The sequence below is a fragment of the Microbacterium sp. USHLN186 genome (assembly GCF_037145155.1).
Classification (GTDB): domain Bacteria; phylum Actinomycetota; class Actinomycetes; order Actinomycetales; family Microbacteriaceae; genus Microbacterium.
In genome coordinates, this window is sequence record NZ_JBBCYA010000001.1 from 118,325 (window position 1) to 139,262 (window position 20,938).

17 protein-coding genes are annotated in these 20,938 nt (G+C 71.3%); 11 read left to right on the forward strand and 6 right to left on the reverse strand.

Features of this window, described 5'->3' with window-relative positions:
- Nucleotides 1–33 precede the first annotated feature (33 nt).
- Nucleotides 34–987: a formylglycine-generating enzyme family protein gene (locus WFG93_RS00570; protein WP_442928218.1), complete on the forward strand. Its 954-nt coding sequence runs from the start codon at nucleotides 34–36 to the stop codon at nucleotides 985–987.
- 7 nt (nucleotides 988–994) lie between these two features.
- On the opposite strand, the gene WFG93_RS00575 is transcribed toward WFG93_RS00570, so the two are convergent.
- Entirely contained in the window at nucleotides 995–1,357 is a 363-nt protein-coding gene (locus WFG93_RS00575; protein ID WP_336644370.1) for a DUF202 domain-containing protein, read from the reverse strand.
- On the reverse strand, nucleotides 1,354–1,722 hold the full coding sequence (locus WFG93_RS00580) for a YidH family protein (protein WP_336644371.1): 369 nt from the start codon (nucleotides 1,720–1,722) through the stop codon (nucleotides 1,354–1,356). Before WFG93_RS00580 ends, WFG93_RS00575 begins: the two co-directional genes overlap by 4 nt.
- 62 nt (nucleotides 1,723–1,784) lie before the next feature.
- Here WFG93_RS00580 and WFG93_RS00585 point away from each other — a divergent pair, with 62 nt between their 5' ends.
- The gene (locus WFG93_RS00585) at nucleotides 1,785–2,807 is read left to right on the forward strand and encodes a zinc-binding dehydrogenase (protein WP_336644372.1); all 1,023 of its coding nucleotides are present in this window, start codon (nucleotides 1,785–1,787) and stop codon (nucleotides 2,805–2,807) included.
- Between the two features lie 18 nt (nucleotides 2,808–2,825).
- On the opposite strand, the gene WFG93_RS00590 is transcribed toward WFG93_RS00585, so the two are convergent.
- Entirely contained in the window at nucleotides 2,826–3,800 is a 975-nt protein-coding gene (locus WFG93_RS00590) for a LacI family DNA-binding transcriptional regulator (protein ID WP_336644373.1), read from the reverse strand.
- 71 nt (nucleotides 3,801–3,871) lie between these two features.
- Between WFG93_RS00590 and galT the strand changes: the two genes are divergently transcribed.
- The 3 genes from galT to galE all read left to right on the forward strand — a co-directional run bounded on the left by galT (nucleotide 3,872) and on the right by galE (nucleotide 7,406).
- Nucleotides 3,872–5,044 (forward strand): galactose-1-phosphate uridylyltransferase, encoded by a 1,173-nt coding sequence (gene galT / locus WFG93_RS00595; RefSeq protein ID WP_336645037.1) that lies wholly within the window; start codon nucleotides 3,872–3,874, stop codon nucleotides 5,042–5,044.
- Nucleotides 5,045–5,179: 135 nt separating this feature from the next.
- Nucleotides 5,180–6,370, forward strand: a complete 1,191-nt coding sequence (galK, locus tag WFG93_RS00600; protein WP_336644374.1) for a galactokinase — start codon at nucleotides 5,180–5,182, stop codon at nucleotides 6,368–6,370.
- A gap of 58 nt (nucleotides 6,371–6,428) precedes the next feature.
- Nucleotides 6,429–7,406, forward strand: a complete 978-nt coding sequence (gene galE, locus WFG93_RS00605) for a UDP-glucose 4-epimerase GalE (protein WP_336644375.1) — start codon at nucleotides 6,429–6,431, stop codon at nucleotides 7,404–7,406.
- Between the two features lie 150 nt (nucleotides 7,407–7,556).
- Here galE and WFG93_RS00610 read toward each other — a convergent pair whose 3' ends face one another.
- Nucleotides 7,557–8,987 (reverse strand): aminobutyraldehyde dehydrogenase, encoded by a 1,431-nt coding sequence (locus WFG93_RS00610; protein ID WP_336644376.1) that lies wholly within the window; start codon nucleotides 8,985–8,987, stop codon nucleotides 7,557–7,559.
- A 99-nt stretch (nucleotides 8,988–9,086) separates the two neighbouring features.
- Here WFG93_RS00610 and WFG93_RS00615 point away from each other — a divergent pair, with 99 nt between their 5' ends.
- Genes WFG93_RS00615 through WFG93_RS00625 form a run of 3 tightly spaced genes read left to right on the forward strand, consistent with a single transcriptional unit; the run spans nucleotide 9,087 to nucleotide 11,301 of the window.
- Nucleotides 9,087–9,554, forward strand: a complete 468-nt coding sequence (locus tag WFG93_RS00615; RefSeq protein ID WP_336644377.1) for an Lrp/AsnC family transcriptional regulator — start codon at nucleotides 9,087–9,089, stop codon at nucleotides 9,552–9,554.
- The gene (locus WFG93_RS00620; protein ID WP_336644378.1) at nucleotides 9,554–10,951 is read left to right on the forward strand and encodes an NAD(P)/FAD-dependent oxidoreductase; all 1,398 of its coding nucleotides are present in this window, start codon (nucleotides 9,554–9,556) and stop codon (nucleotides 10,949–10,951) included. Before WFG93_RS00615 ends, WFG93_RS00620 begins: the two co-directional genes overlap by 1 nt.
- Complete coding sequence (locus WFG93_RS00625; protein WP_336644379.1) at nucleotides 10,948–11,301, forward strand: cupin domain-containing protein; 354 nt, start codon at nucleotides 10,948–10,950, stop codon at nucleotides 11,299–11,301. The genes WFG93_RS00620 and WFG93_RS00625 overlap by 4 nt, the downstream gene beginning before the upstream one ends.
- Before the next feature lie 10 nt (nucleotides 11,302–11,311).
- On the opposite strand, the gene WFG93_RS00630 is transcribed toward WFG93_RS00625, so the two are convergent.
- Nucleotides 11,312–12,865: a PucR family transcriptional regulator gene (locus tag WFG93_RS00630; protein ID WP_336644380.1), complete on the reverse strand. Its 1,554-nt coding sequence runs from the start codon at nucleotides 12,863–12,865 to the stop codon at nucleotides 11,312–11,314.
- Nucleotides 12,866–12,964: 99 nt separating this feature from the next.
- Here WFG93_RS00630 and WFG93_RS00635 point away from each other — a divergent pair, with 99 nt between their 5' ends.
- The 3 genes from WFG93_RS00635 to WFG93_RS00645 are packed head-to-tail and all read left to right on the forward strand — an operon-like array spanning nucleotide 12,965 to nucleotide 17,398.
- Nucleotides 12,965–14,449, forward strand: coding sequence for a CoA-acylating methylmalonate-semialdehyde dehydrogenase (locus WFG93_RS00635; protein ID WP_336644381.1), 1,485 nt, complete (start codon nucleotides 12,965–12,967; stop codon nucleotides 14,447–14,449).
- An 18-nt stretch (nucleotides 14,450–14,467) separates the two neighbouring features.
- Entirely contained in the window at nucleotides 14,468–15,853 is a 1,386-nt protein-coding gene (locus tag WFG93_RS00640) for an aspartate aminotransferase family protein (RefSeq protein WP_336644382.1), read from the forward strand.
- A 30-nt stretch (nucleotides 15,854–15,883) separates the two neighbouring features.
- Nucleotides 15,884–17,398, forward strand: a complete 1,515-nt coding sequence (locus WFG93_RS00645) for a carboxylesterase/lipase family protein (protein WP_336644383.1) — start codon at nucleotides 15,884–15,886, stop codon at nucleotides 17,396–17,398.
- 44 nt (nucleotides 17,399–17,442) lie between these two features.
- Here WFG93_RS00645 and WFG93_RS00650 read toward each other — a convergent pair whose 3' ends face one another.
- Nucleotides 17,443–20,898 (reverse strand): bifunctional proline dehydrogenase/L-glutamate gamma-semialdehyde dehydrogenase, encoded by a 3,456-nt coding sequence (locus tag WFG93_RS00650; RefSeq protein WP_336644384.1) that lies wholly within the window; start codon nucleotides 20,896–20,898, stop codon nucleotides 17,443–17,445.
- Between the last annotated feature and the right edge of the window lie 40 nt (nucleotides 20,899–20,938).

The following is a 20,938-nucleotide window of genomic DNA, read 5'->3' on the forward strand; positions in this document are numbered from 1 at the left end:
GCCGCGACCCCGGCGCAGCGGGAAGGATGACCGGTGGACACTGGATGCTCGTGCGGCTGCGGCACGCCGTCGCGCGCCGTCTTCGGATCGGTGCCGGTGCGCGCCGCCGATGCCGCTGCGCCCGCCCCTTCCCAGCACGCGGTCGCACAGGTGCTCGTGCCGGCCGGCTCGTTCGTCATGGGCGACTCCTCGGGCGACCGCAACGCGGCCGACGGCGAGGTGCCCCTGCACCGGGTGACGCTCGACGCGTTCTCGATGGATGCCACGAGCGTGACCAACGACGACTTCGCCCGCTTCGTCGACGCGACCGGATATCGCACCGAGGCCGAGCAGTTCGGCTTCTCGGCGGTGTTCCACCTCGCCCTCGCCGCCGACGCGGCGGACGTGCTGGGCCGACCGCCGCAGACGCCGTGGTGGATCGGCGTGCGCGGCGCCGACTGGAGTCACCCCGGCGGGCCGCTCTCGAACATCGCGGGCATGGGCGACCACCCGGTGGTGCACATCAGCTGGAACGACGCGCAGACGTACTGCGAGTGGGCGGGGCGCCGACTGCCGACCGAGGCCGAGTGGGAGTACGCCGCGCGCGGCGGCCTCGAGCACAGGAAGTACCCCTGGGGCGACGAGGAGATCGACGAGGGCGGCTGGCGCACGAACATCTGGCAGGGCGAGTTCCCGCGCGTGAACACCCTCGAGGACGGCTGGCTGACCACCGCACCCGTGCACTCGTTCGAGCCGAACGGGTACGGGCTGTGGCAGATGGTCGGCAACGTCTGGGAGTGGGCGTCGGACTGGTTCTCACCCGGCTACTACCGCGTCTCACCCTCGCACGCGCCGACCGGACCCGATCGTGGGCAGTCCCGCGTGCTGCGCGGGGGCAGCTACCTCTGCCACTCGTCGTACTGCAATCGCTACCGCAACTCGGCCCGCTCGCAGAACACGCCCGACTCCTCGATGGGCAACGCGGGGTTCCGCACGGTCGCTCTCTGACCCCGGTTCAGCGCGCCGCGAGCAGCACGGCCACCAGCGCCAGCATCCCCACCGCCGACGCCCAGGCCGTCAGCGCCAGCAGCACTCCGGCACCGGCGACCCGCGGAGTGCGCCGCTGCTCGACCTGGGCCATGAACGCATGATGCCGACGGCGGGAGACTCCCCAGAGCGCCGCCGCGGCGACGAGCCCGACCATCCCGGGCACCACCCACAGCATCTCGCCCAGCCACAGCGGCAGCAGGCGCAGGGCGATGAGCGAGCCGGCCGCCAGCGACAGGGCCGTGCGCCGCCACGACAGCGAGGTGCGCTCCAGCTGCAGGCCGGGGTCGAAGGGGCCCGCAACCGCTCGCGCATCGCCGCGATCGCTCATCGCAGCACGGCGAGCAGCACCAGCACACCGGCGGCGACCACCGCGATGGCGAGCACGATCGCCGTGGGCGGCTGCGGCAGCGGCCGGCCCAGCCGCATCGCCCGCTCCACGCGCGACCACTCCACCCACGCGATGACCGGCAGGACGATGCCTGTGACGATGAGCACGAGCGAGGCCGCCAGCCGCAGCGGCGCGTACATGTCCAGCGCGAGCGCCTCCAGCGCGACGCCTCCGGCGATCAGGGCCAGTGCGGTGCGGGTCCAGGCGAGGAAGGTGCGCTCGTTGGCGAGCGAGAAGCGCACATCGGGTTCGCTGCCCTGCCCGAACACCGAACGCGGGAAACGACGGTCGGGGCGCGCATTCACCCGTTCAGACTACCGGCGCCGAACCCCTCGCAATCCGCCCGGCGGAGTGGTGGAATCGTGACATGCGCGCTGTCATCATGCACGGGCCCGGCGACGTCCGGGTCGAAGAGGTCCCCGCACCGCACATCGTCAAGCCCACCGATGCCATCATCCGCGTCGACGCGACCTGCGTGTGCGGCTCCGACCTGTGGCCCTACCGCGGCATCTCCAAGCAGTCCCGCCCCACTCGGATGGGGCACGAGTACATCGGCGTCGTCGAGCAGGTCGGGGCTGAGGTGCGCGAGATCCAGGTGGGCGACTTCGTGGTCGGCTCGTTCATGGCATCCGACAACACCTGCGAGATCTGCCGGGCGGGGTACCAGTCGCGGTGCGTGCACGTGGTCGGCATGGGCTCGGTCGGCACGCAGGCCGAGTACGCGCGCATCCCGTGGGCGGACGGGACGCTCGTGAAGGTCGACGGCGAGATCACGCCGCAGCGACGGCGCGGGCTGCTGGCCGCCTCGGACGTGCTGGGCACCGGATGGTTCGCGGCGGATGCGGCCGCCGCGGGTGCGGGCAGGACCGTGGTCGTCGTGGGCGACGGAGCGGTGGGACTGCTCGGGGTCCTGGCCGCGTCGCGGATGGGGGCCGAGCGGATCATCGCGATGTCGCGGCACGCCGATCGTCAGGCGCTCGCGCGGCGGTTCGGTGCCACCGACATCGTCGAGGAGCGCGGGGATGCCGGCGTGGACCGCATCCGCAAGGAGACCGGCGGTTATGGTGCGCACTCGACGATCGAGGCGGTCGGCACGCAGGAGGCCATGCAGCAGGCGATCCGCTCCACCCGCGCGGGCGGACACGTCGGCTTCGTCGGGGTCTCGCACGGTGTGAGCCTCGACGGCCAGCAGCTGTTCCTCTCCGAGGTGCACCTGCACGGCGGACCGGCGCCGGTGCGCCGCTTCCTGCCCGAGCTGATCGACCTCATCATGCGCGACGAGATCGATCCGGGCGCGGTGTTCGACCGCACGCTGGCGTTCGACGACGCGGCCGAGGCCTATCGCGCGATGGACGAGCGGCGCGCGATCAAGGTGATGCTGGAGTTCTGACGCCGCGTCGGCGGTGATTCACGTGCTGGCGCGGGTGACGAGGGTCGGCTCGAGCAGCAGATCGGTGGGGTGCTCGCCCTCGATCCAGGCGACCAGGCGGCGCACGGTCTGCTCGCCGAGCGCGTCGAAGTCCTGCCGCACCGTCGTCAGCGGCGGCTGGAACTGCGCGGCATCGGCGATGTCGTCGAACCCCACCACGGCCACGTGGTCTGGGACACGCAATCCGGCGTCGGCGGCCGCGCGCAGCGCGCCGAGCGCCATCTGGTCGTTGCCGGCGAAGATCGCAGTCGCCCCGCGCGCCAGCATCCGCTGCGCCTGGACGTAGCCGGATGCCGCGCTCCAATCCCCTCGGGCGGGGGCGGGAGCGTCGATGCCGGCTTCCGCGAGCGCGGAGCGCCATCCGCGCTCGCGCTCCGCGGCGGCGAATGAGCCGGCGGGGCCGGCGAGGTGGTGCACCGTCCGGTGACCTCGCGTCAGCAGGTGCGCCACGGCCGCGCGCCCACCGGCGGCGTGGTCGGTGCCCACCACTGTGAAGCGATCGTCAGGCGGGGAATCGACGACCACCAGACGCAGGCCGGCGGGCGCCGCCTCGCGGGCCAGCGCAGTCGCCTCGTTCAGCACGATCGCGCCATCGACCCCCTGATCGCGCAGCCGATCGAAGGCGTCGGCGATGTCGGCATCCGCCCCCAGGGTCAGCACCGTGAGCGCGTAGCCGCGCGAGGCAGCCGACTCGGCGACCGCCTGCAGCATGCGGGAGTTGCCCACCGTCGCGAGGGTCTGCGCGACCAGGCCGAGGGTGCGGGTGCGGCCGGTGCGCAGCGCACGCGCGGCGCGATGCGGGCGATACCCCAGCTCGGCCATCGCCTGCTCGACTCGCGCCCTGGTCTGCGGATCGACGCGCGGGCTGTCGTTGGCGACCCGGGAGACGGTCTGGCCGGACACCCCGGCGCGCGCGGCCACCATCGCCATCGACACGCGCCTGTCGTCTGGCATCCGCTCTCCTTGATCAGAACTCCGGAATGTTGACGTTACCACGGAGGCCGACATAAGATGTTGACGTGAACATGAGTGAGTCTCCGGAGTTGTGCACGACCGAACTCGGCGCCGGCGTGATCAAGCGAGCGACCCGGCTCGCCGACGGCCGCGAGCTGTTCTACTACGACGATCCCGGCACGACCCTCGGGCCCGACCGGGCGGTCGACTCCCGTACGCTCGATGAGCGCCCGGAGACCGCCACCATGCGGCAGGACATCCTCACCGGCGACTGGATCACCTTCGCCACCAAACGTCAGAACCGGGTGATGATGCCCAGCGCCGACGCCGACCCGCTGGCACCACAGACGCCGACCAATCCGTCCGAGGTGCCCGCCCGCTACGACGTCGCGGTGTTCGAGAACCGCTCTCCCGCATTCGGGCCGGCCCTGAACGAGGCCGTGGGCGGCGTGCCCCGGGCGTCGAATCCGACCCGGGGACTCGATGATCTCGCCGAGCTCGGCATCGGCCGCACCCGCACCAGCGTCGGTCGCTGCGAGGTGGTCTGCTTCAGCCCCGACCACGAGGGCTCTTTCGGCACGCAGACGGTCACCCGCGCGCGCACCGTGATCGAAGCCTGGGCGGATCGCACGGCCGCGCTGTCGGCGCTGCCCGGCATCCACCAGGTCTTCCCGTTCGAGAACCGCGGCGAGGCCATCGGCGTCACGCTGCCGCATCCGCACGGGCAGATCTACTCGTACCCCTACGTCACGCCGCGCACGCTGCGGCTGCTCGACAGCATCCACCGCACGGTGCCGGATCTGATGGCGCGCGTGCTCGACTCCGAGCGCGCGTCCGAGCGCGTCGTGCTGCAGGGCGAGCACTGGACGGCCTTCGTGCCGTTCGCGGCCCGCTGGCCGCTGGAGGTGCAGCTCATGCCGCACCGGCACGCGCCCGACTTCGCCGCGCTGACCGAGGAGGAGCGCGACGAACTCGCACCGCTGTATCTGCGTCTGCTGCGCGGGGTGGACGCCCTGTACGAGACGCCGACGCCGTACATCGCGGCCTGGCATCAGGCGCCCGTGCACACCGGTCGTGACACGGTGCGCATGCGCCTCGAGCTCACCAGCCCGCGCCGCGCGGAGGACAAGCTGAAGTTCCTCGCCGGCTCGGAGGCGGCGATGAGCGCGTGGACGGCGGAGATCCTGCCCGAGGTGGCCGCCGAGCGGCTGCGTGCGGCGATCGCATCCGTCCCCACCCCCTGACCTCTCCTCCTCTTCCTCCTCCTCCTTGACAACGAGGGGTCAAAAAATGCCGCATGCCACCCCCTCCACCCGACAGATATTGACCCCTCGTGGCTCCGAGCCAGCGAGGGGCGACGAAACGGAACGGACTCCGCGATGACCACCCCCTCCCCCGCGATCGCCGCCGCCCGCACGCTGCTCACCGAGGTCACCGGACGCGAGCCGGCCGGCGTGTGGTCGGCACCGGGACGCGTCAACCTCATCGGCGAGCACACCGATTACAACGAGGGGTACGTGCTGCCCTTCGCGATCCCGCATCGCACGTATGCCGCGGCGGCGCTGCGCGAAGACGCTCGCATCCGCGTCACCTCGACCTTCGCCGACGAGCCGGTCGAGGTGGCGCTGGCCGAGCTCGACGAGATCTTCCCCACCCTTTCCGCGGCTCCGGCCGTGCCGGAGTGGTCGGCGTACGCGCTCGGGGTGGCGTGGGCGCTGCGCGCGCTGCGACCGGATGCCACGACGCGGGGCCTCGACATCGCGATCGCCTCCGACGTGCCGGTCGGCGCCGGGCTGTCCTCGTCTGCGGCGATCGAGGGGGCGGTGGCATCCGCCCTGAACGAGCTGTGGACCCTCGACCTCGACCCGGTCACCCTCGCGCAGGCCGGTCGCCGCGCCGAGAACGAGGCCGTCGGCGCGCCGACCGGGATCATGGACCAGATGGCGTCGATGCTCGGCCGAGCGGATGCCGCGACCTTCATCGACTGCCGCTCGCTCGAGGCGCAGTCCGTGCCCACCGGGTTCACCCCGGCAGGGCTCGAGGTGCTGGTCATCGACACCCAGGTGAAGCACTCGCACTCCACCGGCGGATACCGTGAGCGCCGCGACGCCTGCGAGCGGGGCGCCGCCCTGCTCGGCATCCCGTCGCTGCGCGATGCGAGCGTCGACGACCTGCCGCGCGCCGCGGAGCTGATGGACGACGTCACCTTCCGCCGGGTGCGCCACGTCGTCACCGAGAATCAGCGCGTGCTCGACACGGTCCATACGCTCGCCGAGCAGGGGCCGCGCGCGATCGGGGACCTGCTGGTCGCCTCGCACGCGTCCATGCGCGACGACTTCGAGATCTCCGTCGACGAGCTCGACCTCGCGGTCGAGACGGCGCTGGCGAACGGGGCGGTCGGCGCGCGGATGACCGGCGGAGGGTTCGGAGGCGCGGCGATCGCGCTCGTCGCGCACGACGCGGTGACGCCGATCGCGTATGCCGTGACGCGCGCCTTCGCGGATGCCGGCTACGGCGAGCCGCACATCTTCACCGTGCGCCCATCGGACGGTCCGCGCCGCGACGCCTGACAGAATGAACACCGCGCGTGCGCGCAACACCGCGCGTGCGCGCAAGGGAAGGAGCCCCATGTCCTGGCTTGTCACCGGCGGTGCCGGCTACATCGGAGCGCACGTCGTGCGCGCCCTGGCATCCGCCGGCCTCACCCCGGTCGTCCTCGACGACCTCTCCAGCGGCCGCCCCTCGTTCGTCTCGCCGGGCGTGGCTCTGGTCGAGGGCAGCATCCTCGATCGGGAGCTGGTCGAGCGCACCCTGCGCGAGCACGAGGTCGAGGGCGTCATCCACGTCGCGGGCTTCAAGTACGCCGGGGTCTCGGTCGAGCGGCCGCTGCACACGTACGCGCAGAACGTCGAGGGCACCCGCGTGATCCTCGAGGCGATGCAGGCGGCGGGCGTGGCCAACATCGTCTTCTCCTCCAGCGCTGCGGTGTACGGCACGCCGGACGTCGCGCTCGTCACGGAGGACACCGCGAAGCGCCCGGCCAGCCCGTACGGCGAATCGAAGCTCATCGGCGAATGGCTGCTGCGCGATCAGGGCGTCGCGACGGCGGCATCCGCGACCCCGCTGCGGCACACGTCGCTGCGCTACTTCAACGTCGTCGGATCGTCCGACCCGACGGTGTACGACGTGAGCCCGCACAACCTCTTCCCGATCGTGTTCGAGGCGCTTCTCGAAGGGCGCACGCCGCAGATCAACGGCGACGACTACGACACCCCCGACGGCACGAACGTGCGCGACTACGTGCACGTCGGCGACATCGCCGCCGCGCACGTCGTCGCGGCGCAGCGCCTCGCGTCCGGCGCGCCCATCGAGGCGGCGTACAACCTCGGCTCCGGTGACGGCCTGAGCGTCAGGGAGATCATGGATGCGATCGTGCGCGTCACGGGGATCGACTTCGAGCCGGTGATCGGACCGCGCCGTCCCGGCGACCCGGACCGCATCGTCGCCGCGGGCGATCTCGCCGCCCGGGACCTGGAGTGGACGATGCGCCACACGGTCGACGAGATGGTTCGCACCGGCTGGGAGGCCCGCCGCAACGCCGGCTGACCCACCCCCCCAGAGCCGCCCCCGAAAGACCGCCCCTCCTTCCGGTATGAGTTCGTGCCGCTCGCGCCGCGCGCAGGCGGCACGAACTCATACCGGAGCAAGAAGCGGTCTCCCCGGGGGTCCCCGGGGGGCGGGGGCGGGGGGCGGGGGTCACCAGGCGGACATGACGTGCTTGAGGCGCGTGTAGTCCTCGAACCCGTACTGCGAGAGGTCCTTGCCGTAGCCGGAGTGCTTGAAACCGCCGTGCGGCATGTCCGACACGAACGGGATGTGCGTGTTCACCCACACGCAGCCGAAGTCGAGATCGCGCGTGAAGCGCATCGCCCGGCTGTGATCGCGGGTGAAGACGGATGCCGCCAGCGCGTATCGCACCCCGTTCGCCAGGGCGAGTGCCTCATCGTCGCCCGAGAACGCCTGCACGGTCAGCACCGGACCGAAGATCTCGTCCTGCACGGCCTCGTCATCCTGCCGCATGCCCGACACGATCGTGGGCTCGAAGAAGTAGCCGCTCGCGCCGTGACGCCGCCCGCCGGTCTCGATCCGCGCATGCCCGGGAAGCCGCTCGACGAAGCCCTGCACCTGCGCGAGCTGCGCGGCGCTGGAGAGCGGTCCGAAGAACACGCCCTCCTCGTGCGGACCGCCGGTGCGCGCGTGCGACGCAGTCCGCGCCACCAGCATCCGCACGAACTCGTCGTGCACCGACTCGTGCACGAGCACGCGCGTGGCCGCCGTGCAGTCCTGCCCGGCGTTGAAGAACGCCGCCGCCACGATCGCCTCGGCCGCCGCGGGCAGGGCCGCGTCGTCGAAGACGATCGCGGGTGCCTTCCCGCCGAGCTCGAGATGCACGCGCTTGAGATCGGATGCCGCAGACGCGGCCACCGCCATCCCCGCGCGAACCGATCCGGTGATCGCGACCATCTGCGCGGCCGGATGCCCCACGAGGGCCGCACCGGTCTCGCGAGCGCCGAGCACGACGTTCAGCACGCCGGCCGGAGTGTGCGCGGCGACGATCTCGGCGAGCAGCAGCGTGGACTGCGGCGTCGACTCCGCGGGCTTGAGCACGACCGTGTTGCCCGCCGCGAGGGCGGGCGCGATCTTCCACACCGCCATGTTCAGCGGGTAGTTCCAGGGCGTCACCTGTCCGATCACGCCGATCGGCTCTCGGCGCACGTAGGAGGTGTGCCCCGCCAGGTACTCCCCCGCCGCGCGCCCCTCGAGGTTCCGCGCGGCGCCGGCGAAGAAGCGCAGCTGGTCGACCGACTGCGCGATCTCGTCGGCCACGAGCGTGGCGCGCGGCTTGCCGGTGTCCTGCGACTCCAGGTCGGCGAACTCGTCCGCGCGCGATTCCATGGCGTCCGCGATGCGGAACAGCGCCAGCTGGCGTTCCGCGGGAGTGGCCTCGCGCCAGATCGGGAACGCCCGCGCGGCTGCCGCGTACGCCGCATCGAGATCGGTGGCATCGGAGAGCGGGATGCGTGCGTACACCTGCTCGGTGGCGGGATCGACCAGATCGAGCCGCTGCGCCCCGTGCGCGTCACAATAGGAGCCGGCGATGTGGTTCTGCAGAGTCGTCACTGACATGGCCTCACCATAGCCAGGCTTCTGCGGATTCGGTAGAAAACAAGCCATCTGTCAACGAAAACGGTTGTCAATGCACGGTTCTCGTGTCAGGATCGCCATATGAACGAGAAGGCGAGGAACGCCGCGCTGGACGACGTCTCGAAGCGGATCATCGAGCTGCTGCAGCAGGACGGCCGTCGACCGTATGCCGAGATCGGACGCGCGGTGGGGCTCAGTGAAGCCGCGGTCCGTCAGCGTGTGCAGCGGCTCACCGAGTCCGGCGTGATGCAGATCGTCGCGGTGACCGATCCGCGACAGCTCGGCTTCTCGCGGATGGCGATGATCGGCATCCGCACCTCCGGTGATCCGCGCGAGGTCGCCGAGGCGGTCAAGGCCTTCGACGAGATCGCGTACGTCGTCGTCACCCTCGGCACCTTCGACGTGCTCGCCGAGGCGATCTGCGAGACCGACGAGGACCTGCTCGAACTCGTCTCGATGCGTGTGCGGGCCATCCCCGGCGTCGAGCACACCGAGAGCCTCATCTACGCCGGGCTGCACAAGGACTTCTACAACTGGGGCACCCGCTGATGGGCACCACGGTCTTCGAGCGGTCGCGGCCGGCCGACGCCGTCATCGACCACGCGCTGCAGCACAGCACCCACGCCACCTTCTGGCTCGACGACGTCGAACGCCCCCACTATCCGACGCTCACGGCGAGCACCCGCGCCGACCTCGTCATCGTCGGCGGCGGATACGCGGGGCTGTGGACGGCCGTGCGTGCGAAGGAGCGCGACCCGCAGCGCTCGGTCATCCTGCTCGAGGCCGCTCGCATCGGCTGGGCGGCCTCCGGCCGCAACGGCGGCTTCTGCGAGGCCAGCCTGACCCACGGCTACGAGAACGGCATGAACCGCTGGCCGGATGAGATGGAGCAGCTCGAGCGACTCGGGCTCGAGAACCTCGACGGCATCCAGGAGTCGGTCGAGCGGTACGGCATGGACGTGGACTGGGAGCGCACCGGCCAGCTCGCCGTCGCGATCGAGCCGCACCAAGTCGAGTGGATGCAGGGCGACGGGTTCCTGGATCAGGATGCCGTGCGGGCCGAGGTGCACTCGCCCACGTATCTCGCCGGGAACTGGGATCGGGACGGCTGCGCGATGGTCCACCCCGCCAAGCTCGCCGTCGAGCTGGCCCGGGTCGCCACCGAGCTCGGCGTGGTGATCCATGAGCGCAGCCGTGTCACCGGCATCAGCGGCTCGGGTCGCCAGACCGTCACCGTCGCGGGCGGCGCGAGCGTCAGCGCCGACCACGTCGCGCTGGCCACCAACGTGTTCCCGTCACTGCTCAAGCGCAACCGTCTGATGACCGTGCCGGTGTACGACTACGTGCTGATGACCGAGCCGCTGACCGCAGAGCAGTACGACGAGATCGGCTGGCAGAACCGGCAGGGCCTGGCCGACAGCGCCAACCAGTTCCACTACTACCGGCTCAGCGCCGACAACCGCATCCTGTTCGGCGGCTACGACGCGATCTACCACTTCGGCGGCAAGGTGCGCGCCGAGTACGAGGAGCGCCCTGAGAGCTTCCGCAGGCTCGCGTCGCACTTCTTCACGACCTTCCCCCAGCTCGAGGGGCTGCGCTTCACGCACCGCTGGGCCGGCGCCATCGACTCGTGCAGCCGGTTCTGCGCGTTCTTCGGCACGGCCCGCGGCGGTCGCGTCGCGTATGCGACCGGCTTCACGGGTCTCGGCGTCGGCGCGAGCAGGTTCGCCGCCGACGTCATGCTCGACGAGCTGGCCGGACTCGACACCGAGCGCACGCGCCTCGAGATGGTGCGCACCAAGCCGATCCCGTTCCCGCCCGAGCCCGCCGCGTCCATCGGCGTGAACCTCGTGCGCAAGTCGATGAACCACGCCGACCACAACGAGGGCAGACGCAACCTGCTGCTGAAGGCGCTGGACGCCGTCGGAATGGGGTTCGACTCGTGATTTCGCCGCTGGATGCCGCCGGGGTCGTGACGGATGCCCTGCACGAGCGGCTCTTCCCCGACCCGCTGCCCGCAGAAGTGGTCCGCGCTGGGGCGCCGCGCACCGGCATCCGCGAGCTCGGCGCGTTCGCCGGCGTCGAGCTGGGCATCTGGGAGATGACCGAGGGCGCCGCGGTCGACACCGAGACCGACGAGGTGTTCATCGTGCTCGCAGGACGTGCGCGCATCGACTTCGTCGAGCCGCCCCTGCCGACGATCGAGGTGCGCGCGGGCTCGGTGGTGCGCCTGGCCGCCGGCATGCAGACCCTCTGGAGCGTGCACGAGACCCTCCGCAAGGTGTACGTGGCCTGACCGCGGTGGGTCACCCGCGGGCCAGCAGAGCGAGGTGCAGCGCGGACAGCGTCTCGCCGTCGTCGAGGTCGGCGCCAAGCAGGTCGGAGATCACCGCGAGGCGCTGGTAGAACACCGACCGCGACAGATGGGATGCCGATGCCGCCGCCGTGCGGCTGCCGGGATGCGCCACGACGGCGGCGAGCACGCGGATCAGGTCACCCTGGTGCTGCTCGTCGTAGCGGATGAGCGGCGCGAGCAGCCGCTCGCTGTGCTCCTGCAGCCGGTGATCGTCGCCGAGTTCGCTGACCAGACGAGTCAGCGGCCGGTCGTCGACGCGGCGCACCTCGCCCGCGCGCAGGCGAGCAGCGAGCAGGCGAGTGGGGCGGAGGGATGCCAGCAGCTGAGCCACCGTCGTCACCTCCGGTCCCACGGCGAGCGCCACCGAGGCCTTCCGCGCGGCCCGTCGCAGCACGCCCGAATCCACGCCGGCTCGCGCAGACACGAGCACCACGCCCGCGCCGTCATGCAGCGTGCCCAGCGCCCGGACGGCGCGGGGTCCGCTCGCGTCCTCCGCCGAAAGTGCGGCGATCAGCGCCTCCAGCGCCGCGGCATCCGCCCCCTTCGCAAGCAGCACGCAGAGCACTCGCCCCTGCACCGGCAGTCCCGCCGCCTGCAGACGGGCGGCGACGTCGTCCTCGCCGGTGTGACCGCCGCTGAGCACAGCCTCGATGAGCTTCTGCGCGGGCAGCGCGGCCCACTCGTCGGGGCCGTCCGCCAGCCGCGCGAGCGCCAGGGTGGTCGCCGCGAGCTCGAGCACGGTCGTCCGGCCCGCGGGATGCTCAGGCCCCGCCAGCGCGACGAGGGCGCCCCAGCGCACACCGCGCGCCTCCACCGGCACCGCGACGAGCCCGTTGCCGGCGCGGGAGCGCGCCGCCCAGTCGCCGAGCACCTCACCCGCCGCCTCGCCCCACAGCTCGGCGGCGACCACCTCGCGCCCGAGGGTCTCGAGAACGACCGGTGCGCGCAGCGCGTGAGCGGCGGCGTGCACCACGGTGTCGGCCGGCGCTCCGCGCAGCGTCAACCCGGTGAACAGCTCGTGCAGCCGCTGCCGTTCCTGCAGCGCCTCCAGCTGAGCTGAGATTATGCGCCGGTGCACCGCCTCGGTGACCGCGACGAACTTGATCACCCGCTCCAGTGCGATCAGCGCGAGGCCGCGGGTACGGCAGGCGGCCACCAGGGCCGGCGGTGCGACGGGGAAACGGGCGCCCAACTCGAGCACGATGCCCGCCACCCCGGCCGCGGCGAGACTCTCGGCGATCGCCCGCAGGGCGGCATCCGTCCCGCGCCACCCGGCGGCCGTCGTCAGCAGCAGCTCGCCGCCGTCGAGCAGACCGGCGACGTCATCGCTGTCCGAGACGTGCACCCAGCGAACCCGAGCCTCGAGCGCGCGGCCGCCGACGAGCACCTGGGGGTCGCCGCGCAGCAGCACTCCCGCCTCGAGCACGTCGCGCACGCGCGGCAGGGCGAAGTCGTCCGGACGGTCTGTCCGAACCGAGTCGTCTTCCGGACGATCTGAGGCCATGCGTTCATCCTGCCCGCTGCGAGCATGGGAATCGAGCCGGACGACCATCTCGGTCATTCTGTGCGAGTCAACCCGAGAACCTCGACGAGGAGACCCTCCATGACCACGATCCGTCATTTCATCGACGGCGCCGAGACCGGCGCCGTCGACCGCACCCTCTCGGTCTACAACCCCGCCACCGGCGAAGCGCACCGCCAGGTCGCGGCCGCCAGTGCCGAGGATGTCGAGCAGGCGATCGCATCGGCCAAGGCCGCCCAGCCGGCGTGGCGCGCATCCAGCCTCATCAAGCGTGCGGATGTGTTCTTCCGGCTGCGTCAGATCCTCGCCGAGCGCACCGACGAGCTCGCCGCGATCGTGACCAGCGAGCACGGCAAGGTGCTCTCGGATGCCGCCGGCGAGGTGTCGCGCGGCATCGAGAACGTCGAGTTCGCCGCCGGCCTGCTGCACCACCTGAAGGGCGAGCGCGCCGAGCAGGTCTCGCGCGGCGTCGACGTGCACTCCGTCAAGCAGCCGATCGGCGTGGTGGCCTGCATCACGCCGTTCAACTTCCCGGTGATGGTGCCGCTGTGGATGGTCGCCTCGGCGATCGCGTGCGGCAACACCGTCGTGCTCAAGCCCAGCGAGAAGGACCCGTCGGCGGCGATCTGGCTGGCCAAGGCGTTTCAGGAGGCGGGTCTGCCCGACGGCGTGCTGAACGTCGTCAACGGCGACAAGGTCGCTGTCGACGCCCTGCTGGACTCCAAGGACGTCGGCGCCATCAGCTTCGTCGGCTCCACGCCGATCGCGAAGTCGATCTACCAGCGTGCCTCCGCCAACGGCAAGCGCGTGCAGGCCCTGGGCGGGGCCAAGAACCACATGGTCGTCATGCCGGATGCCGACCTCGACGGTGCGGCAGCGGCGGCCATCTCGGCCGCCTACGGCTCCGCCGGCGAACGCTGCATGGCTGTGTCGGTGCTGGTCGCCGTCGGCGACATCGCCGACGACCTGATCGACGGCATCCGCGTCCGCATCGACGACCTGCACATCGGCGACGGCACCGACTCCACCTCCGAGATGGGGCCGCTGATCACCCGCGAGCACCGCGACAGGGTCGTCTCGTACGTCGAGGGTGCCGCTGCCGAGGGTGCCACCGTCGTCGTCGACGGCACTCAGAAGCAGTTCGAGGGCGACGGGTTCTTCACCGGAGTGACCCTGCTCGACAACGTGCGCCCCGGCATGAAGGTGTACGACGACGAGATCTTCGGTCCGGTGCTCTCGGTCGTGCGCGTCGACAGCTACGCCGAAGCGGTGGAGCTGATCAACGCCAACGCGTTCGGCAACGGCACGGCGATCTTCACCCGCGACGGCGGAACCGCGCGCCAGTTCGAGTTCGACATCGAGGTCGGCATGGTCGGCGTCAACGTGCCGATTCCCGTGCCGGTCGGCGCGTTCTCGTTCGGCGGCTGGAAGGACTCGCTGTTCGGCGACTCGCACATCTACGGTCCCGAGTCGATCAACTTCTATACGCGCTCGAAGGTCGTCACCACGCGCTGGCCCGACCACACGCCCGCGCAGGTCGACCTCGGCTTCCCGAGCAACCACTGAGCGGAAGGTGTCAGGATCATGAGCCAGTACACCGACCGGTGCGGTGCGACGCACGCGCTGCCGGATGCCGAGGCCGAGGCGCAGGTGCGCGCAGACGACCGCGCGCACGTCTTCCACTCCTGGAGCGCACAGGCGCTCATCGACCCGGTGCCCGTCGCCGCCGGGGCGGGATCGACCTTCTGGGACTACGCCGGCAACGCCTACCTCGACTTCGCCAGTCAGCTGGTGAACCTGAACCTCGGTCACCAGCATCCGGATCTCGTCGCCGCCGTGCAGCAGCAGGCGGGACGCCTCGCTACCATCCAGCCGTCCGTTGCGAACGACGTGCGTGGCGAGCTCGCCCGGCTGATCGCCGGCGTCGCGCCCGAGGGCCTCGAGAAGGTGTTCTTCACCAACGGCGGAGCCGAGGCGAACGAGTACGCGGTGCGCCTCGCGCGTCAATCGACGGGGCGCCGGAAGGTGCTCTCGATGTACCGCAGCTATCACGGCTCGACGTCGACGGCGATCTCGCTCACCGGCGACCCGCGGCGCTGGGCGAACGACGTCAGCGACACCGGAGCCGTGCGATTCTTCGGGCCGTACCTGTACCGCTCGCCGTTCCACTCCGAGACCCCGCAGGAGGAGTCGCAGCGCGCTCTCGAGCACCTCGAGCAGACCATCCTGCTCGAGGGCCCGTCGACCATCGCCGCCATCATCATCGAATCCGTGGTCGGCACCAACGGTGTGCTCATCCCACCCCAGGGGTATCTGCAGGGCGTGCGCGAGCTGTGCGACCGGCACGGCATCGTGTACATCGCTGACGAGGTCATGGTCGGCTTCGGCCGCATGGGCGAGTGGTTCGCGTTTCAGGCGTACGGCGGGCAGCCCGACCTCATCACCTTCGCCAAGGGCGTGAACTCGGGGTATGTGCCGCTGGGCGGAGTCATCATCTCCGACCGGATCGCCGCGCACTTCGATACCACCCCGTTCGCCGGCGGGCTGACCTATTCGGGCCACCCGCTGGCGTGTGCCGCCGGCGTGGCGACCTTCGAGGTGTTCGCGCGCGACGGCATCCTCGAGTGCGTCCGCGACCTCGGCGAGCGCATCGTCGAGCCGACACTGCGCTCGTGGGCGTCGAAGCACCCGAGTGTCGGCGAGGTGCGCGGGCGTGGTCTGTTCTGGGCCGTGGAGCTCGTGCGCGACCGTGAGACCCGCGAGCCGCTCGTGCCGTTCAACGCGTCGGGAGCGGATGCCGCACCCATGGGCGCGTTCGCCACGGCGGCGAAGAAGGCGGGCGTGTGGCCGTTCGTGCACTTCAACCGCACGCACATCGCCCCGCCGCTGGTGATCACCGAGGACGAGCTCGTGCGCGGCCTGTCAGCGATCGACGAGGCCCTCACGGTGGCCGACGGCCACACGGCCTGACGCCTCGGCGGCGGTGGATACCCTGGAGGCGTGGAGGACATCGCGCTGGCACCGATCGCGCAGACGGCAGAGGGCCCGGTGCGCGGCATCCGGCGACCGGACGGATCGCTCGCGTTCCTCGGCATCCCGTACGCGGCGCCGCCCACCTGGCGACGGCGCTTCCAGCCGCCGCAGCCGGTCACGCCATGGTCCGAGCCCCTCGACGCGACCCAGTACGGCCCCACACCGCAGCGGCGCGAGGAGCCGAACGCCATCATCCCCGAACCGAGCATCCCCGGTACGGCGACACTGAACCTCAACGTGTTCACACCTGCCCTTCGACAGGCTCAGGGACCCACGCGACAGGCTCAGGGACCCACGAGACAGGCTCAGGGACCCAGCTATGAAGGTCTCCCTGTGCTGGTGTGGATCCACGGCGGCGGGTACTCCTCCGGTTCATCGGCGAGCCCCTGGTACGACGGGCGGGCCTTCGTGCGCGACGGAATCGTCGTCGTCGCCATCTCCTATCGCCTGGGTTTCGACGGCTTCGGTGTCATCGACGGCGCACCCGACAACCGTGGGGTGCGCGACTGGATCGCGGCGCTGGAGTGGGTGCAGCGCAACATCGCCGGCTTCGGGGGCGACCCGGCGCGCGTGACGATCTCCGGGCAGTCGGCCGGCGGCGGCGCGGTGCTCACGCTGCTCGGGATGCCGCAGGCGCAGCACCTGTTCCGCGCCGGCATCTCGCTCAGCGGTGCGCTCGGTGATCTGCCGCGCGATCGCGTCCGCAAGCGCAGCGAGCGCCTCGCCGCGATGGTGGGCTGCGAGCCGACCCTCGAGGGATTCCGCGCGGTGAAGGAGCGCACGCTCACGCGGCACCAGTACGAAGCCTCGCTGCTGGGCAAGAAGGGACTCGCCGCGACGACGGCGACCCTCGTCGACGGCCTCCCGTGGGGCCCGGTGATCGACGGCGAGCTGATCACCCGCCCGACCGTCGACTCGTACGCCGCCGGCGTCGGGGCAGACAAGCCGCTACTGCTCGGTGCGACCGACGACGAGTTCACTATGGTGTTCGACCGCGCCCCGCGCATCCTGCGGTGGGTGCCCGTGCCGCTCGCGCTGCTGATCGTCGAGAAGACTCGCGCCCTGCGGCGCGGCTGGCGGCGGGTCAACCGGGCACGACGCGGTGCGGGTGCCGCGCTGGGGCGCTTCGTCACCGACCGCGTGTTCCGCTCGCTCGTCGTGCGCATCGCGGAGACGCGACGGGACTCCGTCACCTGGGTCTACCGCTTCGCGTGGGCGTCCCCGACCAACGGCTGGTCGTATCACTGCCTCGACGTGCCGTTCTGGTTCGACTGCCTCGACGACCCGCACGTGGCGCGCATCGCCGGACGGCAGGCGCCCCCGCACCTCGCCGACGAGATGCACGCCGCCGCGGTCGCCTTCATCCGCGACGGCGACCCCGGATGGCCCGCGTGGCGCATCGAGCCAGGGATGACCCGGGTGTTCGGCGCCCAGCCCGCCCTGTCGCGCTCGGCCTACGACGACGCCCTGCCGCTGGTCTGAGCGCCGTTCGCGCGCTCAGACCAGCGGACTGCCGACGAGGCGGCTCAGCGCACGGGCTCGAGCAGCGGGATCTCGTACCGGTGCGGGGTGCCGAAGCGGTGCGCGGTGATCGAGACGGCCTGCTCGCGCAGGAACGTCAGCATCTCCACGCGGCCGGCCGCGACCACCGGGTTCGCGTAGATCGCCAGGCTCGGCGAGCCCTCGACAGCGGATGCCGTGGCCGCGGCATCCGCCCCGATCAGGCGCACCCGGCCACCGGCGCGCGCCAGACGACGCGCGTGGGCGGCCCACGCCTCGGTGTCCTCGGTCACCACGACGACATCGTGCGAGCCCAGCCAGGTGAGAACCGGGGCGGGAAGGGGTGCGGCGGTGCTGACGGTCACCCGCGCGCCCGCACGGCGCCCAGCGGCGGCGACGCGCAGCACCTCTGCCACGCGCGACCCCTCGTAGCGGACGGTCACGGGCACGGCCTGGTAGCGCAGCGCGTTCTGCTCGGTGACGAGCCCGGTGGCATCCCGGACCACGCCGAACTCGGCGCGGTGCGCATCGATGTCGGTCGCCAGCGCGCCGCGCAGCCACTCGGCATCCGCGTCGTCGACCAGCGCGACCGCCGACGCGGCGAGCTCATCGAGCGCGGTGGTCGAGCGCACTGCGGCATCCGTCCACCCCGACAGTCCGACCAGGTAGTTCGGACCGCCCGCCTTCGAGCCGGCGCCGACGGCGGCCTTCTTCCATCCACCGAACGGCTGACGCTGCACGATGGCACCGGTCGTGCCGCGGTTGACGTACACGTTGCCGGCCTCGATGTTCGCCAGCCACTGCTGCACCTCGTCGACGTCGAGCGAGTGGATGCCGCTGGTCAGGCCGTAGTCGATGTCGTTCACGATGTCGATCGCCTCGGTCAGCGAATCGGCCGTCATCACGCCGAGCACGGGTCCGAAGTACTCGACGCGGTGGAACTCGCTGCCGCGCTGCACGCCGTCGCGGATACCCGGGCGCCACAGCTGCCCGGCCTCGTCGAGCTTCTCGGGCGCGAGCAGCCACGACTGTCCGGGGTGCAGCTCGGTGAGCGCAGAGAGCAGCTTGCCCTCGGCGGGGCCGATCAGCGGCCCGATGCGGTTCACGCCCTCCTCCGGCGAGCCCACCTCGTAGGCCCGGACCGCGTCGATGAGCTGACGGCGGAAGCGCTCAGACTTCGCCACCGACCCCACCAGCACCACCAGCGAAGCGGCCGAGCACTTCTGACCGGCGTGACCGAACGCCGAGTACGCGACGTCCTTCGCCGCGAGGTCGAGGTCGGCGGAGGGGGTGACGATGATCGCGTTCTTGCCGCTCGTCTCTGCGAGCAGCGGCAGATCGGCGCGGAAGCCGCGGAACAGCTCGGCCGTCTCGAACCCGCCGGTGAGGATCACCCGGCCGACGGCCGGGTCGCTGACCAGCCGGGTGCCGAGCTCGCGGCCGTCGAGCTGCACGTACTGCAGCACGTCACGCGGCACGCCCGCCTCCCACAGCGCCTCGACCATGACCGCGCCGGAGCGCCGCGCCTGCCTGGCCGGCTTGATGATCACCGGCGAACCGGTGGCGAGGGCGGAGAGGGTGGAGCCGGCCGGGATGGCGACGGGGAAGTTCCACGGTGGGGTGACGACGGTCAGGCCCACCGGCCGCATCTGCGCACCGTCGACGTCGGCGAGCTTGCGCGCGCTCTCGGCGTAGTAGTGCGCGAAGTCGATCGCCTCGGAGACCTCGGGGTCACCCTGCTCGATGACCTTGCCGGCCTCCGAGCCCATCACCTCGAGCAGGTCGGCGCGGCGCGCCTCGAGGATGTCGCCCGCGCGGTGCAGGATCTCCGCCCGCCCGTCGGCGCCCAGCGCACGCCAGGCGGCGCCGGATGCCACCGCCGTGGCGATCCGCTCCTCCACCTGCGCCATCTCGGTCAGGGTGTTGGCGGCGACCGTGTCGTCGCCGAGGGTGGACGCGGCCATGCGCGCGCGGATGCCGTCCGCCCACTCGCGGTTCGCCGCGAGTGACGGGTCGGTGTCGGGGGTGTTCACGAAGACGTACCCCTCCTGGGCCCCTGAGCCTGTCGAAGGGCAGGGCAGCTGGCGGTTCTGGGTGCGGTTCGGCCCTGGCACCTCGGCCGGGATGGTGCCGATGGATGCCAGGAAGCGCTGCTTCTCACGCTCGAACAGGGCGGAATCGCTGTCGAGGTCGAACACCGCCGACATGAAGTTCTCGTGGCTCGCCCCCTCCTCCAGCCGCCGGATGAGGTACGCGATCGCGACGTCGAACTCGTCCGGGTGCACGACCGGGGTGTACAGCAGCAGCGAGCCGACGGTGCGCTTGACGACCTGCGCCTGCGCGGAGGCCATGCCCAGCAGCATCTCGAACTCGACGCCGTCGGTGACCCCGCGCCGCTCGGCGAGCAGCCAGGCGAGTGCGATGTCGAAGAGGTTGTGCCCGGCGACGCCGATGCGCACGTTCGCGATGCGCTCGGGGTGCATCGCGTAGTCGAGCACGGCCTTGTACGAGGAGTCGGACTGCTGCTTGGTCGCCCAGGTCGCCAGCGGCCAGCCGTGCGTCTCGGCATCCACCGTCTCCATCGGCAGGTTGGCGCCCTTCACCACGCGCACCTTGATGGCCGCACCGCCGTCGGCGACGCGCGCGGCGGCCCACTCCTGCAGGCGCATCATCGCGGCGAGCGCATCGGGCAGGTACGCCTGCAGCACGATGCCGGCCTCGAGGTTCTTGAACTCCGGACGGTCCAGGATGCTGGTGAACACCGCGATGGTGAGATCGAGGTCCTTGTACTCCTCCATGTCGAGGTTGATGAACTTCCGGCCGCGTTCGGCGATCCGGTACAGCGGCAGCAGCGCCTCGGCGGCATCCGCCACCGCGGTGTCGAACGCCCACGGGCTGTGCGGGGCGACCGTCGACGAGACCTTGATCGAGACGTAGTCCACGTCGTCGCGTTCGAGCAGGCGACGCGTGCCCTCGAGGCGGCGCTTCGCCTCCTCACGGCCGAGGATCGCCTCGCCCAGCAGGTTGATGTTGAGCTTGACGTCCTGCGTCTCGCGGATGTGCTTGATCGCGGCGCCCAGCTTCTCGTCGCGAGCATCGACGATGAGGTGACGCACCATCTGACGCAGCACGGCACGGGCGGAGGGGACGACGACTCCCGGCAGGACGCCGGCCGTGACGCCGCCGAGCCCGATCGCGGCGCGCATCGGCGCGGGCAGGAAGCCGGGGGTCAGCGGCACGAGCTCCTTGAGCTTGCCGGCGGCGACCTTGAGGTCCTCCGGGCGTACCACGCCGTCGACGAAGCCGACGGTGAAGTCGAGTCCGTGCGGGTCACGCAGCACGCCGGCCAGCCGCTGCCCGGCCGCGTCGACGGGCACGTCGCGGCTCTCGGCGAGCCACTTCTTCACGAGGGCGACGGCGTCGTCGCCGAGCGCGGCGATCTCGGCGATGGATGCTTCAGCGGAGGGCGCAGGCGTGGTCATGATCTCATGATGACCCCACGCACCTTCCGGGAAAAGCGAT